Source organism: Hungatella sp., assembly GCF_046966825.1.
Map to the genome: position 1 here is coordinate 1 of NZ_JBKVCZ010000006.1, position 15,119 is coordinate 15,119.

Annotated in this window: 11 protein-coding genes and 1 pseudogene; 9 read left to right on the forward strand and 3 right to left on the reverse strand. The window is 50.9% G+C overall.

Going from position 1 to position 15,119, the window contains the following annotated elements; genetic code table 11:
* Positions 1–85: 85 nt before the first annotated feature.
* From ACLTD4_RS03220 to ACLTD4_RS03230, 3 genes and pseudogenes are all read left to right on the forward strand, one after another.
* Entirely contained in the window at positions 86–352 is a 267-nt protein-coding gene (locus ACLTD4_RS03220) for an HPr family phosphocarrier protein (protein WP_008722810.1), read from the forward strand.
* A gap of 135 nt (positions 353–487) precedes the next feature.
* Positions 488–5,022: pseudogene (gltB, locus tag ACLTD4_RS03225) on the forward strand (glutamate synthase large subunit).
* Between the two features lie 18 nt (positions 5,023–5,040).
* The gene (locus tag ACLTD4_RS03230; RefSeq protein WP_117623919.1) at positions 5,041–6,528 is read left to right on the forward strand and encodes a glutamate synthase subunit beta; all 1,488 of its coding nucleotides are present in this window, start codon (positions 5,041–5,043) and stop codon (positions 6,526–6,528) included.
* Positions 6,529–6,599: 71 nt separating this feature from the next.
* Here the strand turns inward: ACLTD4_RS03230 and ACLTD4_RS03235 are convergent, their stop codons facing one another.
* From ACLTD4_RS03235 to ychF, 3 genes are all read right to left on the reverse strand, one after another.
* Positions 6,600–7,439, reverse strand: a complete 840-nt coding sequence (locus tag ACLTD4_RS03235) for a nitroreductase family protein (protein ID WP_412331128.1) — start codon at positions 7,437–7,439, stop codon at positions 6,600–6,602.
* 66 nt (positions 7,440–7,505) lie between these two features.
* Positions 7,506–8,159 (reverse strand): CatB-related O-acetyltransferase, encoded by a 654-nt coding sequence (locus ACLTD4_RS03240; RefSeq protein ID WP_117623921.1) that lies wholly within the window; start codon positions 8,157–8,159, stop codon positions 7,506–7,508.
* A gap of 277 nt (positions 8,160–8,436) precedes the next feature.
* Positions 8,437–9,534, reverse strand: coding sequence for a redox-regulated ATPase YchF (gene ychF / locus ACLTD4_RS03245; protein WP_117623922.1), 1,098 nt, complete (start codon positions 9,532–9,534; stop codon positions 8,437–8,439).
* Positions 9,535–9,744: 210 nt separating this feature from the next.
* Here ychF and lgt point away from each other — a divergent pair, with 210 nt between their 5' ends.
* The 6 genes from lgt to ACLTD4_RS03275 all read left to right on the forward strand — a co-directional run bounded on the left by lgt (position 9,745) and on the right by ACLTD4_RS03275 (position 15,076).
* Entirely contained in the window at positions 9,745–10,623 is an 879-nt protein-coding gene (gene lgt / locus ACLTD4_RS03250) for a prolipoprotein diacylglyceryl transferase (RefSeq protein WP_117623923.1), read from the forward strand.
* A 1-nt stretch (position 10,624) separates the two neighbouring features.
* A complete protein-coding gene (locus ACLTD4_RS03255) occupies positions 10,625–10,777 on the forward strand; it encodes an aspartyl-phosphate phosphatase Spo0E family protein (RefSeq protein ID WP_080665519.1) in 153 nt (50 codons plus the stop codon).
* Between the two features lie 199 nt (positions 10,778–10,976).
* Complete coding sequence (mraZ, locus tag ACLTD4_RS03260; RefSeq protein ID WP_002603390.1) at positions 10,977–11,402, forward strand: division/cell wall cluster transcriptional repressor MraZ; 426 nt, start codon at positions 10,977–10,979, stop codon at positions 11,400–11,402.
* Positions 11,399–12,337 (forward strand): 16S rRNA (cytosine(1402)-N(4))-methyltransferase RsmH, encoded by a 939-nt coding sequence (gene rsmH / locus ACLTD4_RS03265; RefSeq protein ID WP_002603391.1) that lies wholly within the window; start codon positions 11,399–11,401, stop codon positions 12,335–12,337. The genes mraZ and rsmH overlap by 4 nt, the downstream gene beginning before the upstream one ends.
* A gap of 17 nt (positions 12,338–12,354) precedes the next feature.
* A complete protein-coding gene (locus ACLTD4_RS03270; RefSeq protein WP_029466549.1) occupies positions 12,355–12,840 on the forward strand; it encodes a cell division protein FtsL in 486 nt (161 codons plus the stop codon).
* A complete protein-coding gene (locus tag ACLTD4_RS03275; RefSeq protein WP_117623924.1) occupies positions 12,818–15,076 on the forward strand; it encodes a peptidoglycan D,D-transpeptidase FtsI family protein in 2,259 nt (752 codons plus the stop codon). The genes ACLTD4_RS03270 and ACLTD4_RS03275 overlap by 23 nt, the downstream gene beginning before the upstream one ends.
* Positions 15,077–15,119 lie beyond the last annotated feature (43 nt).

Here is a 15,119-nt window from a genome sequence, read left to right on the forward strand (position 1 = left end):
GCACAAGACGGTGTCCTGAGGGTATGTCCGTATCATGGGATATTCTTTCAAATGAGTATAAAATAGTGAATAAGGAGCGTGTATTATGATCAGTAAAACATTAACAGTTATTAATCCATCCGGTTTACACTTAAGACCAGCAGGAGTCCTGTCCCAGACAGCCATGAAGTTCAAGAGCGATATTACGATTGAATGTGGGGAGAAGAAAATCATCGCTAAGAGCGTGCTGAATGTCATGGCGGCCGGCATTAAGAGCGGGACTGAGATTAATCTGATCTGCGACGGCGAGGACGAAGAAGAGGCTATGAAGACCCTGACCGAGGCCATTGAGAGCGGACTGGGTGAGATGTAATCTGCCTTTTGCAAAACATAATTAAATGAATTCACAAGAATGACCGCAGGCGGTACCTAGAGACAGGTGCCGCCTTTTTTGTTTTGAAATTAGTTTATCAAATCCCCATTTTTACAAAGAAAGGAAGAAAGACCTATGGAATCCAAACAGAAACAGCCAGGACTGTATGAACCACGTTTTGAGCATGATAACTGCGGCATCGGCGCAGTGGCCAATATAAAGGGGATAAGGAGCCACCGCACGTGGAGCAGGCCCTTCATATCGTCGAGAATCTGGAGCACCGCGCCGGTAAGGACGCGGAGGGAAAGACGGGCGACGGAGTAGGCATCATGCTCCAGATATCACATAAATTTTTTAAGAAGGTGACGAAATCTCTCGGTATCGAGATTGGAGGCGAGAGAGAATATGGAGTCGGCATGTTTTTCTTTCCCCAGGATGAGCTTGCCAGAAACCAGGCAAAGAAGATGTTTGAAATCATCGTAAAGAAGGAGGGCCTGGAATTTTTAGGCTGGAGAGATGTGGAGACGCACCCGGAGCTGATCGGCGAGAGGGCGGTGGACTGTATGCCCTGTATCGCCCAGGGCTTCGTGAAGAAGCCGGCCGACACGGAAAAGGGACTGGATTTTGACCGGAAGCTTTACGTGTCACGCCGCGTATTTGAGCAGAGCAACGACAATACATACGTGGTATCGCTGAGCAGCCGTACGATTGTATACAAGGGAATGTTTCTGGTGAAGGAGCTGCGCAGATTTTTTCCTGACTTACAGGATAAGGACTACGAGTCGGCAATCGCCGTGGTGCACTCCCGGTTCAGCACCAACACGAATCCAAGCTGGATGAGGGCGCATCCCAACCGCCTTATCGTCCACAACGGAGAGATCAACACCATCCGCGGCAATGTGGATAAGATGATGGCACGGGAAGAAACCATGGAATCGAAGTATTTTAAGTACGATATGCACAAGGTGCTCCCGATCATCAATCAGGAGGGCTCCGATTCGGCCATGCTGGACAATGCCCTGGAATTTATGGTGATGAGCGGTATGGAACTCCCTCTGGCCGTCATGGTAACGATCCCGGCTCCATGGGCCCATGATAAATCCATGCCTCAGGAGATCAAGGATTTTTACAGCTACTACGCGACTATGATGGAACCGTGGGACGGTCCGGCCTCTATCGTATTTTCCGACGGCGACCTCGTCGGCGCGGTTTTAGACAGAAATGGGCTGCGGCCTTCCAGATACTACATCACGGATGACGATCAGATGATCCTGGCTTCCGAGGTGGGAGCCATCGACACAGAGCAGAATCATGTGGTGAGAAAGGAGCGCCTCCGTCCCGGGAAAATGCTCCTGATCGACACGGTAAAGGGCTGCCTTGTGTCAGACAGTGAGCTAAAGGAAATGTATGCGTCGAGACAGCCCTACGGCGAATGGCTGGATTCCAACTTAATCGAACTGAAAGATTTACCGATTCCCAACAGGGGAGTCGCGTACATGAGTGCGGAGCAGCGTTCCAGGCTCCAGAAAGCCTACGGCTACACCTATGAGGAATACAAGACGATGATTCTTCCCATGGCCTTAAACGGGGCTGAGACGGTATCCGCTATGGGAGCCGACAGTCCGCTGGCGGTCTTAAGCAGAAAGCATCAGCCATTGTTTAATTACTTTAAGCAGATGTTTGCGCAGGTGACAAATCCGCCGATCGACGCCATCAGAGAGGAGATCGTGACTTCCACCGCCGTGTATGTCGGTGAAGAGGGAAATATTCTGGAGGAAACAGCGGAGAACTGCAAGATTTTAAAGGTCAACAATCCGATTTTAACGTGTACGGACTTGATGAAGATCAAATACATGAAGAGGCCCGGGTTCCAGGTGGAGGTCATTCCGATCACATATTATAAGAATACTTCTCTGGAAAAGGCAATCGACAGGCTGTTTCTGGAGGTGGACCGGGCGCACCGTGACGGGGCGAATATCATCATCCTTTCCGACCGTGACATCGACGAGAACCATGTGCCGATTCCTTCGCTTCTGGCGGTATCCGCCCTGCAGCAGCATCTGGTGAAGACGAAGAAGCGCACCTCAGTGGCTCTGATTCTGGAGAGCGGAGAACCAAGAGAGGTACACCACTTCGCTGCGCTGCTGGGATATGGAGCCTGCGCGGTCAACCCATATCTGGCGCAGGAATCCATCCGGGCGCTGATCGAAAGCGGGATGCTTGATAAGGACTATTACGCAGCGGTGGAAGACTATAACAGCGCGGTGCTCCATGGAATCGTTAAGATTGCCTCTAAGATGGGCATTTCCACGATCCAGTCGTACCAGGGAGCACAGATATTCGAGGCCATCGGCATTTCAAAGAGCGTGGTGGAAAAGTATTTTACCGATACGGTGAGCCGGATCGGAGGCATTACGCTGGACGATATTGCAAATGATGTGGATACGCTTCACTCCATGGCCTTCGATCCCCTCGGTCTCGATGTGGATTTAACCCTGGAGAGCGTCGGAAGCCATAAGGCCAGGGCTGGACAGGAAGAACATCTCTATAATCCGCTGACCATCCACCTGCTTCAGGAGGCGGCCAGAACGGGAAGCTATGAGACGTTTAAGCAGTATACACATGCGCTGAATGAAGAAGGCCAGATGGTGAATTTAAGGAGCCTGATTGACTTCGATTATACGAAGCGGAAGGCGGTTTCCATCGACGAGGTGGAAGGCGTGGAATCCATTGTGAAACGGTTTAAGACCGGGGCCATGTCCTACGGCTCCATCTCCGGGGAAGCTCATGAGACGCTGGCTGTCGCCATGAACCGGATCCATGGCAAATCCAACAGCGGTGAGGGCGGGGAGAGTCTGGAGCGTCTGACTCCCGGAGCCGACGGGCTGAACCGGTGCTCCGCAATCAAGCAGGTGGCCTCCGGGCGGTTCGGCGTTACCTCGCGCTATCTGGTGAGCGCCAAAGAGATACAGATCAAGATGGCCCAGGGAGCGAAGCCCGGAGAGGGCGGCCAGCTTCCCGGAGGCAAGGTATATCCGTGGGTGGCAAAGACGCGGCATTCCACAACGGGTGTTGGCCTGATATCGCCGCCGCCTCACCACGATATCTACTCCATCGAGGACCTGGCACAGCTGATCTACGACTTGAAAAATTCCAACACAGAGGCCAGAATCTCGGTGAAGCTGGTATCTGAGGCTGGAGTCGGCACCGTCGCGGCAGGCGTCGCCAAGGCGGGAGCACAGGTGATCCTGATCTCCTCCTTTGACGGCGGAACGGGGGCGGCACCGAGAAATTCCATTTACAATGCAGGGCTTCCATGGGAGCTGGGAGTGGCGGGCCAGACCCTGATTATGAATGGCCTCCGCGACAAGGTGATCCTGGAGACTGACGGCAAGCTGATGACAGGTCGTGATGTGGCGATTGCCTGTATGCTGGGGGCGGAGGAGTTCGGATTTGCGACGGCTCCCCTTGTAACCATGGGATGCGTGATGATGCGGGTCTGCAATCTGGATACGTGCCCGGTGGGGATTGCGACGCAGAATCCGGAGCTTCGGAAGCGTTTTAAGGGGAAACCGGAATACGTGGTCAATTTCATGTATTTCATTGCGCAGGAGCTGCGGGAGTATATGGCGAAGCTTGGAGTCCGTACGGTAGATGAACTGGTGGGACGTACCGATCTGCTGAAAAAGAAGGAGCATATTTCTTCGAAAAGGGCGGATAAGGTGGATCTCTCTGCCATTCTTGGCAATCCGTATGCCGATAAAAAGCTGGCCGGCTATAACCATAAATCGGTCTACGACTTCGAACTGGGAAAGACCATCGATGAAAAGATCCTGCTGAAGAAATTGAGACCGGCACTGGTGAATGGGCAGAAGAAGAGCATTCAGATCGATGTTTCCAACACGGACCGTGCGCTGGGAACCATATTCGGATCCGAGATCACGAGGCTGTACCCGGAGGGACTTCCGGAGGATACGTATACCGTAAACTGCACGGGAAGCGGCGGCCAGAGCTTTGGCGCATTTATCCCGAAAGGGCTTACGCTGGAGCTGGTGGGAGACAGCAATGATTACTTCGGCAAGGGCTTGTCCGGAGGAAAGCTGGTGGTCTATCCGCCGAAGGGCGTGACCTTTAAAGCCGAAGAAAACATCATTATCGGCAATGTGGCCCTTTACGGGGCGACCAGTGGAAAGGCGTTTATCTGCGGCGTGGCCGGTGAACGGTTCTGTGTGAGAAATTCCGGCGCTACCGCGGTGGTGGAAGGCGTGGGAGACCACGGATGTGAGTATATGACCGGAGGCCGTGTCGTCCTGCTGGGACCGACTGGAAAGAATTTTGCAGCGGGCATGAGCGGCGGAATCGCCTATGTTCTGGATGAGAAACGGGATTTGTATAAGAGACTGAATAAAGAGATGGTTTCCTTTGAGGAAGTGACGAATAAATACGATGTTCTGGAGCTGAAGGAAATGATAAAAGAACATGTGGCTTACACCAATTCGGAAAGAGGAAAAGAGATTCTCGACAACTTTGGTGAGTATCTGCCGAAATTCAAGAAGATCATGCCTCACGATTACCGCCGTATGATGAACACCATCGTCCAGATGGAGGAGAAAGGCTTGAGTAGCGAACAGGCACAGATTGAAGCATTTTATGCGAATACGAAGAAGTGAGCCGAGAGGAGGAAAAGAATGGGAAAGCCAACAGGATTTTTAGAATATGACAGAGAGACAGGAAGGGCGGCAGATCCCAAAAGCCGGATTAAGCATTATGACGAATTCCGCCTTCCGCTCTCGGAAAAGGAACAGAAATGCCAGGGGGCCCGCTGTATGGACTGCGGCGTGCCGTTCTGCCAGTCGGGAATGATGATCAAGGGAATGGTTTCCGGCTGCCCCTTAAACAATCTGATTCCGGAGTGGAACGATCTGGTCTATACGGGAACATGGGATCAGGCCTATAACCGCTTAAAAAAGACCAACAGTTTTCCAGAGTTCACCTCCCGGGTATGCCCCGCGCCATGTGAAGCGGCCTGTACCTGCGGATTAAACGGAACTCCGGTCGCCATCAAGGAAAATGAGGGAGCCATAATACGGCGGGCGTATGAGACGGGGATTGCCGGCCCGAACCCGCCGAAGATCAGAACCGGGAAACGGGTGGCAGTCATCGGCTCCGGCCCGGCCGGTTTAGCGGCCGCGGACCAGTTAAATAAGCGGGGCCACAGCGTGACGGTATTCGAGCGGGAAGACCGCGTCGGAGGCCTGCTGATGTACGGTATCCCCAATATGAAGCTGGAAAAATGGGTGATCGACCGCAAGGTGGATGTAATGAAAGAGGAAGGAATCTCTTTTGTCACGGGAGCCGATGTGGGGAAGAACCACAAGGCAAAGGACATCTTAAAGGATTTTGACCGCGTGATACTGGCCTGCGGCGCATCCAATCCCCGCGACATTCAGGTGCCGGGAAGAGATTCGGAGGGAATTTATTTTGCAGTGGATTTCCTTAAATCCACCACGAAGAGCCTGCTGAATTCCAACTTAAAGGATCAGTCGTACCTGTCGGCCAAAGGAAAGCACGTGATCGTCATCGGAGGCGGCGATACGGGAAATGACTGTGTGGGAACCGCCATCCGCCATGGCTGCGCATCGGTTCTTCAGCTGGAAATGATGCCGAAGCTTCCGGAAAAGAGGACGCCCGACAACAGCTGGCCGGAATGGCCCCGTGTCGCAAAGACGGATTACGGCCAGGAGGAGGCCATCGCCGTGTTTGGCGCCGATCCGAGAATGTATCAGGCGACGGTGAAGGAGTTCGTTAAGGATAAGAACGGCAGAGTGGCAAAAGCCGTGCTCCTGTCACTGGAGCCGAAAAAGGATGAAAAGTCGGGCCGGATCATAATGGAACCGGTAGCCGGAAGCGAGAAGGAGGTAGCTGCCGATCTGGTACTGATTGCCGCCGGATTTTTAGGAAGTCAGAGCTATGTGGCGGATGCCTTCGGCGTGAAGCTGAATGCAGGGACCAATGTGGAGACTGAGGCCGGAACGTATAAGACGAACGCCCGGCACGTGTTTACCGCGGGAGATATGCGGAGAGGCCAGTCGCTGGTGGTCTGGGCCATCCGGGAAGGGAGAGAGGCGGCGAAGGAGGTTGATGAGAGCTTGATGGGGTATACGCTGCTGGAGTAAATGGCGAGGGGGTACGCCGCCTTCCCCTTCCCACCCACAGCTTTTCGGCGGGGCGGTGGGGGAATGTGGGGTTACCAGGTGGCGCGGTGGAGTTTGGCTGGATCCCAGGGAGCGGCTTTTTCGGGTGAGGTGGCTGAGGGCGCAGGGTGACCAAGGGCTATGACAGTGATAGGGGATACCTTGGGTGGGAGGTTTAGGGTCTGTGTCAGCAGCTTTTGCCATGGGGAGTGGGGGAGAACTCCGCACCAGACTGCGCCAAGGGCCAGGCTGTGGGCGCAGAGAAGAATGTTCTGGGTGGCGGCGGCACAGGCTTCACAGAGGAAATCGTTTGTTCCTTCTATATTGCGGTCGCCGCAGACGACGATTCCACAGGCGGCTCCGGCCAGCATGCGGGCGTTGAGATTGGTGGCGGAGAGTTCGGTGAGGAGGTTCCGGTCTTCCAGGAGAAGGAAGTGCCAGGGCCTTTTGTTTTTTGCGCTGGGCGCGCACATTCCGGCGTACAGGAGTGTGTTAAGGGCATCAGGGGTTATGGGAGCATCCGTATAATGACGTACGCTTGTACGGGTTTTAACTGCGGTGATGGTGTCCATGGCGCATGGGGAAAGGGAAGGGCTGGGAGCGGCCGGGCTGCCGGACGGCTGGGCCGGGGCGTCGAGGGACATTGTGACAGAGACAGGCAGGGGAAGGCCGCAAAAACCGAGGGATTTTTGCAGGACTTTGTCGATAAGCATAATGTAACAGCCGCTGCCGCGGGAGAGGAGCCTGCTCCGGTAAGGGATTCCGTTTATGGTTCCCTGTACGTAAATGGTGCCTTTGGGCTGATGGAAAATCTCTCTGGCAGAGAATGGCAGGGGCAGATAAGTGAGTCTGCCGGCGGTGTCTTTGAGGATTTCTGCATGGAAGGTTTGCATAATGTTCTCCTTATTAAAAGTATCCGGCTTTTGCCTGGCAAAAACCGGATAGGTGAAATGGTTATTTTATTGGTTCAGGGCATGGCAGGCGCGGAGCAGGGCTTCAGGACTGCCGCCGCGGATAGCCGGGATGAGCTGCTTAAGCTGGTCGTGAGGTAAATCCCACCAGCGGACCGCCTCCAGCTGGGTGATGATGTCCTGGCTGTAACGCTTCCTGATTGGTTTTGCCGGGAGCCCGCCTACGATGGTATAGGGTTCCACGTCTTTTGTTACGACGGCTCTCGTTCCGATGATCGCTCCGTCACCGATTTTGACGCCGGACATGATGACAGCCTCATAACCAATCCAGACATCATTTCCAATGACGATATCGCCCTTGTTGTCCCATGAGTCTGTGACTTCCGAGATGGGAGTGCCCCATTCTTCAAAGAATAAGGGGAACGGATACGTGGAAAGGGACGTCATCGTGTGGTTTGCACTTGTAAATATAAATCTGGCTCCGCAGGCAATGGAACAGAAGCTGCCGATAACCAGGCGGTCTCTGTTGATCGGGTAGTGGTAGAGTACGTTGTTTTTTTCGAAATCGACCGGGGCGTTCACGAAATCGTTGTACATCGTATAGGCACCGACGGAAATATTGGGATCTTTGACGACCGCGTTTAAATAGACGGTCTGCCGGTCTCCTGTTCTTGGATATATGGTTTGTGCCGGAATAGACATTGTGATTCCTCCTTTATGGATCTGGTGTTTTGGTGTCCCTCTGCTATTCCGGCCGCTGCAATGCATCGTTTCATCTGTGTGGACAGCCTCCTTTTCTTTTGCAGCCTGCTTTGGTGTCAGGCAATGCTTTCCTTTATTTTAAGCGATGAGGGGGGATCTGTCAAATCCATGTTGGGGGAAAATAATAGCGGGAAATCTTTATTTTTAAAGATTTCCCGCTGCTATTTTCCGGCCTTTATGCCGGGAACCGCGGTCTGCGGTATGAAACGAGTGGAACTTATACGTTGAAACGGAACAGGACAACGTCCCCGTCTTTTACGACGTATTCTTTCCCCTCCATTCTGACAAGGCCTTTCTCTTTGGCGGCCGTATAGGTACCGCAATCGAGAAGATCCTGGTAGTTTACAACCTCGGCCTTGATGAAGCCGCGCTCGAAGTCGGAGTGAATCTTGCCGGCGGCCTGAGGCGCCTTGGTTCCTACTTTAATGGTCCAGGCTCTCGTCTCTGTGGGGCCAGCGGTTAAATAGCTGATGAGGCCCAGGAGGTGGTAGCTGGCGGCAATCAGTTTTTCGAGACCGGATTCCGTGAGGCCTAAGTCCTCTAAGAACATCTTGCGCTCGTCTTCCTCCAGTTCGGCGATCTCCTGCTCGATCTGGGCACAGATGACGAAGACTTCGCTGCCGTTTTCTGCGGCGAAGCGGCGGACTTCCTTTACGTATTCATTGGAAGCGCCGTCGTCGGCCAAGTCGTCTTCGCTTACATTGGCGGCGAAGATCACCGGCTTGTAGGTGAGAAGATTTAAGGAGGAAACGAATTCCTGAGCATCGTCATCTTCAAACTCCATGCTGCGGGCCAGCTTGCCATCCTCTAAGTGAGCCTTCACTGCTTTTAAGATCTCCAGCTCTTTGGCGAGAGATTTGTCGTTAAAGGCACTCTTTGCCGTCTTGGAGATTCGTCTCTCCAGAATCTCTAAATCGGAGAAGATAAGCTCTAAATCGATAGTTTCAATATCTCTTAAAGGATTCACGCTGCCATCCACATGGATGACATTGCCGTCCTCAAAGCAGCGGACAACGTGCACGATGGCGTCCACTTCTCTGATGTTGGAAAGGAACTGGTTACCAAGACCTTCACCCTTGGAAGCGCCTTTCACGAGTCCTGCGATGTCTACGAATTCAATGACTGCGGGCGTGATCTTTGCTGAGTCATAGAGCGCAGCCAGCTTTCCGAGACGTACATCCGGCACGGGAACCACGCCTACGTTTGGATCAATCGTACAGAACGGATAGTTGGCCGATTCTGCGCCGGCCTTTGTAAGAGAGTTGAATAATGTGCTTTTACCCACATTCGGCAGTCCGACAATACCTAATTTCATAATTCATTACCTTCCTCTATTTTATTAAACATTTTTAAGGTTGATTTTTTCCTGCAACTAATATAGAATAGCATATTATCCATAAAAATAAAAGAGTCAAACTGAACTCGCGCCTGTTTTTGTCGAATTATGGTCGAATATGTCGGGCGAATATGTTTGATTTTTGGCATATCACGGGGTAAAATAAAGAAAACATGAAAGGAGAAAACAATGGCAAATACGGCAGATATTAGTTTTGTGCATTTGGGTATTACGATTGACCATTTGCAGAACAGTATCTCGATATTTGGATTCCGCATAGCGTTTTACGGGATTATCATAGGAATTGGAATACTGGCTGGTCTCTGGGTTGCGACGAGCGACGCGAAAAGGAGGGGACAGGACCCGGATATTTATCTGGATTTTGCTCTGTATGGAATTATCTTTTCTATTATAGGAGCTCGTATCTATTATGTCATTTTTGACTGGGAGAATTACAGGGACAACCTGATTTCAATTTTAAACTTAAGGGCAGGCGGACTGGCCATATACGGCGGCGTGATTGCTGCGGTCATAACGCTGACTGTTTATACAAGAAAGAAAAAGCTTTCTTTCTTTTCAATGGCTGACAGCGGCTGCCTTGGACTGATAACCGGACAGATTATAGGAAGATGGGGAAACTTCTTTAACTGTGAGGCGTTTGGCGGATACACGGACAGCCTTTTTGCCATGAGAATCAGAAGAGCGCTGGTCAACGAGAGCATGATATCTCAGGACCTATTAAACCACCTGATTGTGAAGGACGGTGTCGAGTATATACAGGTGCATCCGACCTTTCTCTATGAATCAGTCTGGAATTTAGGCGTGTTAATATTCATGCTATGGTATCGCAAACGTAAGAAGTTTAATGGGGAAATGCTTCTTATTTACCTGCTGGGATATGGTCTGGGGAGAGTCTGGATCGAAGGGCTCAGGACGGACCAGCTTATATTCTTTAACACAGGAATTGCAGTATCTCAGGCATTGTCATTGGTATTAGTGGTGATATCAGCTTTGGTGCTCATCTGGAAACACAGACAGATACGATTAAAGAGCAAAGGAGAAGACTGATATGATTTCAAAAGAAGAGTTGATCTATAAGATTGAAGAGGCAAGAGATAAATTAAACAGAAGTATAGACACCGAGCAGGACAGCAGCACTGTTTATAAGAGAAGTGTAGAGCTGGATCAACTGATAGAACAATATATAGTAGCCGGGTATTAGAGACACGGCATATCTGGAGGCGGTAACGAAACCATTCGTTGCCGCCTTATTTTTTTATTCTTTTTTAGAAAAATTCCTTGCTATTTCCTTACAAATGTACTAAAATTAATCTACAAGTGGTGGAAAGTGGTATAAAGTGGTAGAGAATGGAGGAAGAGTGGTGTAAGCTCTCTCTCTGACGTACAAGCAGGTGATTAGTATGTTCATGGGCGAATACAATCATACAGTCGATGCAAAAGGGCGCTTGATCGTCCCATCGAAGTTCAGAGAACAGCTTGGTGAAGAGTTCGTCGTGACGAAGGGCTTGGATGGCTGTTTATTTGTGTATGATAACGAAGAATGGAAAGCCCTCGAAGAAAAATTGAAAAGCCTGCCGCTGACCAACACTAACGCCAGAAAGTTTAACAGATTCTTTCTGGCAGGTGCATCTTCCTGTGAAGTGGACAAACAGGGAAGAATTCTTCTTCCGGCTGTGCTCCGTGAATTTGCAGGCATCGAAAAAGATGCAGTGCTTGTGGGTGTAGGAAGCCGCATTGAAATCTGGAGCAAGGATGCGTGGACAGCAGCCAATACATACGATGATATGGAAGAAATCGCTGAGAATATGGAAGGACTTGGAATATGATGTTTGAACACAAGTCAGTGCTGCTTTACGAAACCATTGACAGCCTGAATGTAAAACCAGATGGAATTTATGTGGATGGAACGCTTGGGGGCGGCGGACATGCTCTGGAAGTATGCAGACGCCTCGGGGAATACGGAAGATTAATCGGAATTGACCAGGATGCAGACGCCATCGCGGCGGCATCGGAACGGCTTCGTGACTATGAAGACAGAGTTACGATCGTGAGAAGCAATTACGAAGAGATACAATCGGTACTAAAGGATTTAGGAATCGAAAAGGCAGACGGTATTTATCTGGACCTTGGAGTATCCTCCTATCAGCTGGACACACCGGAACGGGGATTCACCTACCGGGAGGACGACGCTCCGCTGGATATGAGGATGGATCAGAGAAACACACAGACGGCCGCCGATATTGTGAATACGTACAGCGAGTTTGATTTATACAGAATTATCCGTGACTACGGAGAGGACAAGTTCGCAAAGAATATCGCAAAGCATATCGTGAGGGCCAGAGAGACAAAACGGATTGAGACAACAGGAGAATTGACAGAGATTATTAAGGAAGCGGTTCCTGCGAAAGTTCGTGCAGTGGGCGGCCATCCTTCGAAGAAGACGTTCCAGGCAATTCGGATTGAACTGAATCAGGAGCTGGAGGTCCTAAATAATTCTATTGATACGATGATCGACTTATTGAAACCGGGTGGAAGGCTGGCTGTTATCACCTTTCATTCGCTGGAAGACCGGATCGTAAAGATTCGCTTCCGCAATAATGAGAATCCCTGTACCTGTCCGCCGGATTTTCCAGTCTGTGTCTGCGGCAAAGTCAGCAAAGGCCGGGTAATCACCAGAAAACCGGTTGTACCGTCAGAAGAAGAGATTGAAGGGAACAAGAGATCGAAGAGTTCGAAGCTTCGAGTATTTGAGCGGATTTAAAAAGGGAGGAAAAGAGCATGGCTGCTAGAAAGAATGTGCATTCTTACCGTAGTGCTGCCTACGTACAGGGGAATACTGTCCGTAAGCTGGAACCTGCACGCGTACCGGTAAGACGTTCACCAGATGAAGTACGCCGTCCGGCAGTGAACCATAAAGTCAGACGGAATCGTGAAAAAGCCTTACAGATGGATTTGCCTTATGTTATTATGCTGACCATCGCAGCAGTCTGTACGCTCTGTTTATGTGTAAATTATCTCCATCTTCAGTCTTCCATCACGACGAGAATTCATACGATCGAGAGCCTGGAGTCGGAGCTGGAAACGTTAAAGACTGAAAACGATGCCCTGCAGACGAATATTAATACTTCCGTTGATTTGGATCATGTGTACAAGGTTGCTACAGAGGAACTTGGCATGGTCTACGCTAATAAGAATCAGATTCTTCAGTATGATAAGACGGAAAGTGAGTATGTAAGGCAGAATGAAGACATCCCGAAACACTAACAGGCAGAAAAATAGAAAAACCAAGATATTTCCAAGATACATGCAGGAAAAGCTGGCGATTACCGTCCTGGTAGTTACGCTGGCTTTGTTTGCATTGGTTATGGTCCTGTACGATTTAATGACCAATAAAAAGGACGATTTTAATCAGATTGTGCTGTCACAGCAGGAGTACGACAGCCGTACCATACCATTTCGGCGGGGCGATATTCTGGACCGCAACGGAACGTATCTGGCGACAAGTGAGAAAGTGTATAATCTGATCCTGGATCCCAAGCAGATTATGTCGGATTCCAACGCCTACTTAGAGGCCTCTGTGAACGCTCTGGTAGACTGTTTCGGTTATGACCGGACGGAGATGATGAATCTGATCAACGAGAAAAAGGACAAGTACTATATCCGTTACGCCAAGCAGCTGACTTACGACCAGAAAGAAAACTTCGAGAAATATAAGGAAGAAAAACGGGAAGAGTTTAAGAGAGCTGGAGAGGGAAAGGGCATCCGCGGCATCTGGTTTGAGGATGAGTATAAGAGAATTTATCCGTATAACTCCGTGGGCTGCAATGTAATCGGCTTTGCCAGAGACGACGGCATGGATGGAAGCGGCGGCATTGAGCAGTACTATAACTCCACGCTGATGGGAACCAACGGCAGGGAGTACGGCTATTTAAATGACGACTCTAATCTGGAGCGGGTGATCAAGCCGGCATCCAACGGCAACACGGTCGTTTCCACCATTGATACAAACGTTCAGAAGATCGTTGAGAAATATATCACGGAGTGGGAGCAGGAGGTCGGAAGCAAGCGGGTGGGCGTCATCGTCATGGATCCCAACAACGGCGAGGTCCTGGCCATGGCCAATGATAAGACCTTTGATTTAAACAATCCGAGGCAGCTCCGTCCGGAGTACACCGATGATGTGGTGAAGCAGCTGGGCATTCAGGAAGCCATAGACGACTACCACAGAAAGAATAAGGACGCGGAGCCTCTGACGGAGGCCAACGTTTACGCCCACTATTCCAATGATGAGATCATGTCCTTCGGAAAACAGGTGGCGTGGAATCAGACATGGCGTAATTTCTGCATCAGCGACGGCTTCGAGCCTGGTTCTACCGCCAAGATATTCACTGTGGCGGCGGGCCTGGAGGAAGGCTCCATCACCGGTAATGAGACGTATACGTGTAACGGAAAGCTGGAGATCGGCGGATGGCCGATCAGCTGTGTAAACCGGTACGGTCACGGCGATCTGACGGTGGAGCAGGGCCTTATGAAATCGTGCAACGTCGTTATGATGCACATTGCCCAGAAAGTAGGGAAACAGAAATTCTATAAATACCAGCAGCAGTTTGGCTTCGGTTCCAAAACCGGAATCGATCTTCCTGGCGAGGCGGACAACAAGACGCTTATGTACAATGCGGAGACGGCCGATCCGGCTTCCCTCGCAACCAATGCCTTCGGTCAGAACTTTAACTGTTCCATGATCCAGATGGCAGCTGCGTACTGCTCCGTCATAAACGGCGGCTCCTACTACGAGCCCCATGTGGTAAAACAGATCTTAAACGAGCAGGGATCTATTGTGAAGAAGATGGATCCGGTTCTGGTCCGTGAGACTGTTTCGGAATCCACCACGAAGTTTATCAACGAAGCGCTCTATAAGACGGTAAACGCCCAGGGCGGTACCGGATCTGCCGCTAAGGTAGAGGGTTATAAAATCGCGGGTAAAACAGGAACGGCCGAGAAGGTCGGACGTGACAAGAAAAACTACGTCGTATCCTTCTGTGGCTATGCGCCCGCCGATAATCCACAGGTTCTCGTATATGTGGTAGTGGACGAGCCGCACGTAGAGGAACAGGCTCACAGTACGTATGCAAGCAAAATCTTCCAGAAGATTATGACTGAGATTCTTCCTTATTTAAATATATTCCCGGATACAGATATCACGCCGTCACTTCCGGAAGGCGGACAGGCAGAACTGCCTTCAGAGGAAGGGATCAGCAGCTCCACAGAGGGTTCCACGGAAGAAGGAACAGAAGAGAGCACGGAAGTGGGTACACTGGAAAATGGAGAGACAATTCCGCCGGAGGCTCTCGATCCTTCGGAAGAAGCGGTAATCGGTCCGAGCGAGGAGGAAGGCTACGGTCTGCCGGGCGCGCTGCCTGGACAGACGAATCCGGCGCGGATCCCGACGACCGCCTCCTCGTCCACAGAAGCTTCCGAAACGGAGACAAAGGAAGAATAAAAGCGCAGGAATTTCATATACTGTAACAATGATGACGGTGGAG

Coding starts and splice junctions, on each gene's coding strand:
- lgt (WP_117623923.1), top strand. CDS start 9,745: ATGGCAAATACGGCAGATATTAGTTTTGTGCATTTGGGTATTACGATT.
- ACLTD4_RS03220 (WP_008722810.1), top strand. CDS start 86: ATGATCAGTAAAACATTAACAGTTATTAATCCATCCGGTTTACACTTA.
- ACLTD4_RS03235 (WP_412331128.1), bottom strand. CDS start 7,439: ATGCAAACCTTCCATGCAGAAATCCTCAAAGACACCGCCGGCAGACTC.
- ACLTD4_RS03255 (WP_080665519.1), top strand. CDS start 10,625: ATGATTTCAAAAGAAGAGTTGATCTATAAGATTGAAGAGGCAAGAGAT.
- ACLTD4_RS03240 (WP_117623921.1), bottom strand. CDS start 8,159: ATGTCTATTCCGGCACAAACCATATATCCAAGAACAGGAGACCGGCAG.
- ychF (WP_117623922.1), bottom strand. CDS start 9,534: ATGAAATTAGGTATTGTCGGACTGCCGAATGTGGGTAAAAGCACATTA.
- ACLTD4_RS03275 (WP_117623924.1), top strand. CDS start 12,818: ATGAAGACATCCCGAAACACTAACAGGCAGAAAAATAGAAAAACCAAG.
- mraZ (WP_002603390.1), top strand. CDS start 10,977: ATGTTCATGGGCGAATACAATCATACAGTCGATGCAAAAGGGCGCTTG.
- ACLTD4_RS03270 (WP_029466549.1), top strand. CDS start 12,355: ATGGCTGCTAGAAAGAATGTGCATTCTTACCGTAGTGCTGCCTACGTA.
- rsmH (WP_002603391.1), top strand. CDS start 11,399: ATGATGTTTGAACACAAGTCAGTGCTGCTTTACGAAACCATTGACAGC.
- ACLTD4_RS03230 (WP_117623919.1), top strand. CDS start 5,041: ATGGGAAAGCCAACAGGATTTTTAGAATATGACAGAGAGACAGGAAGG.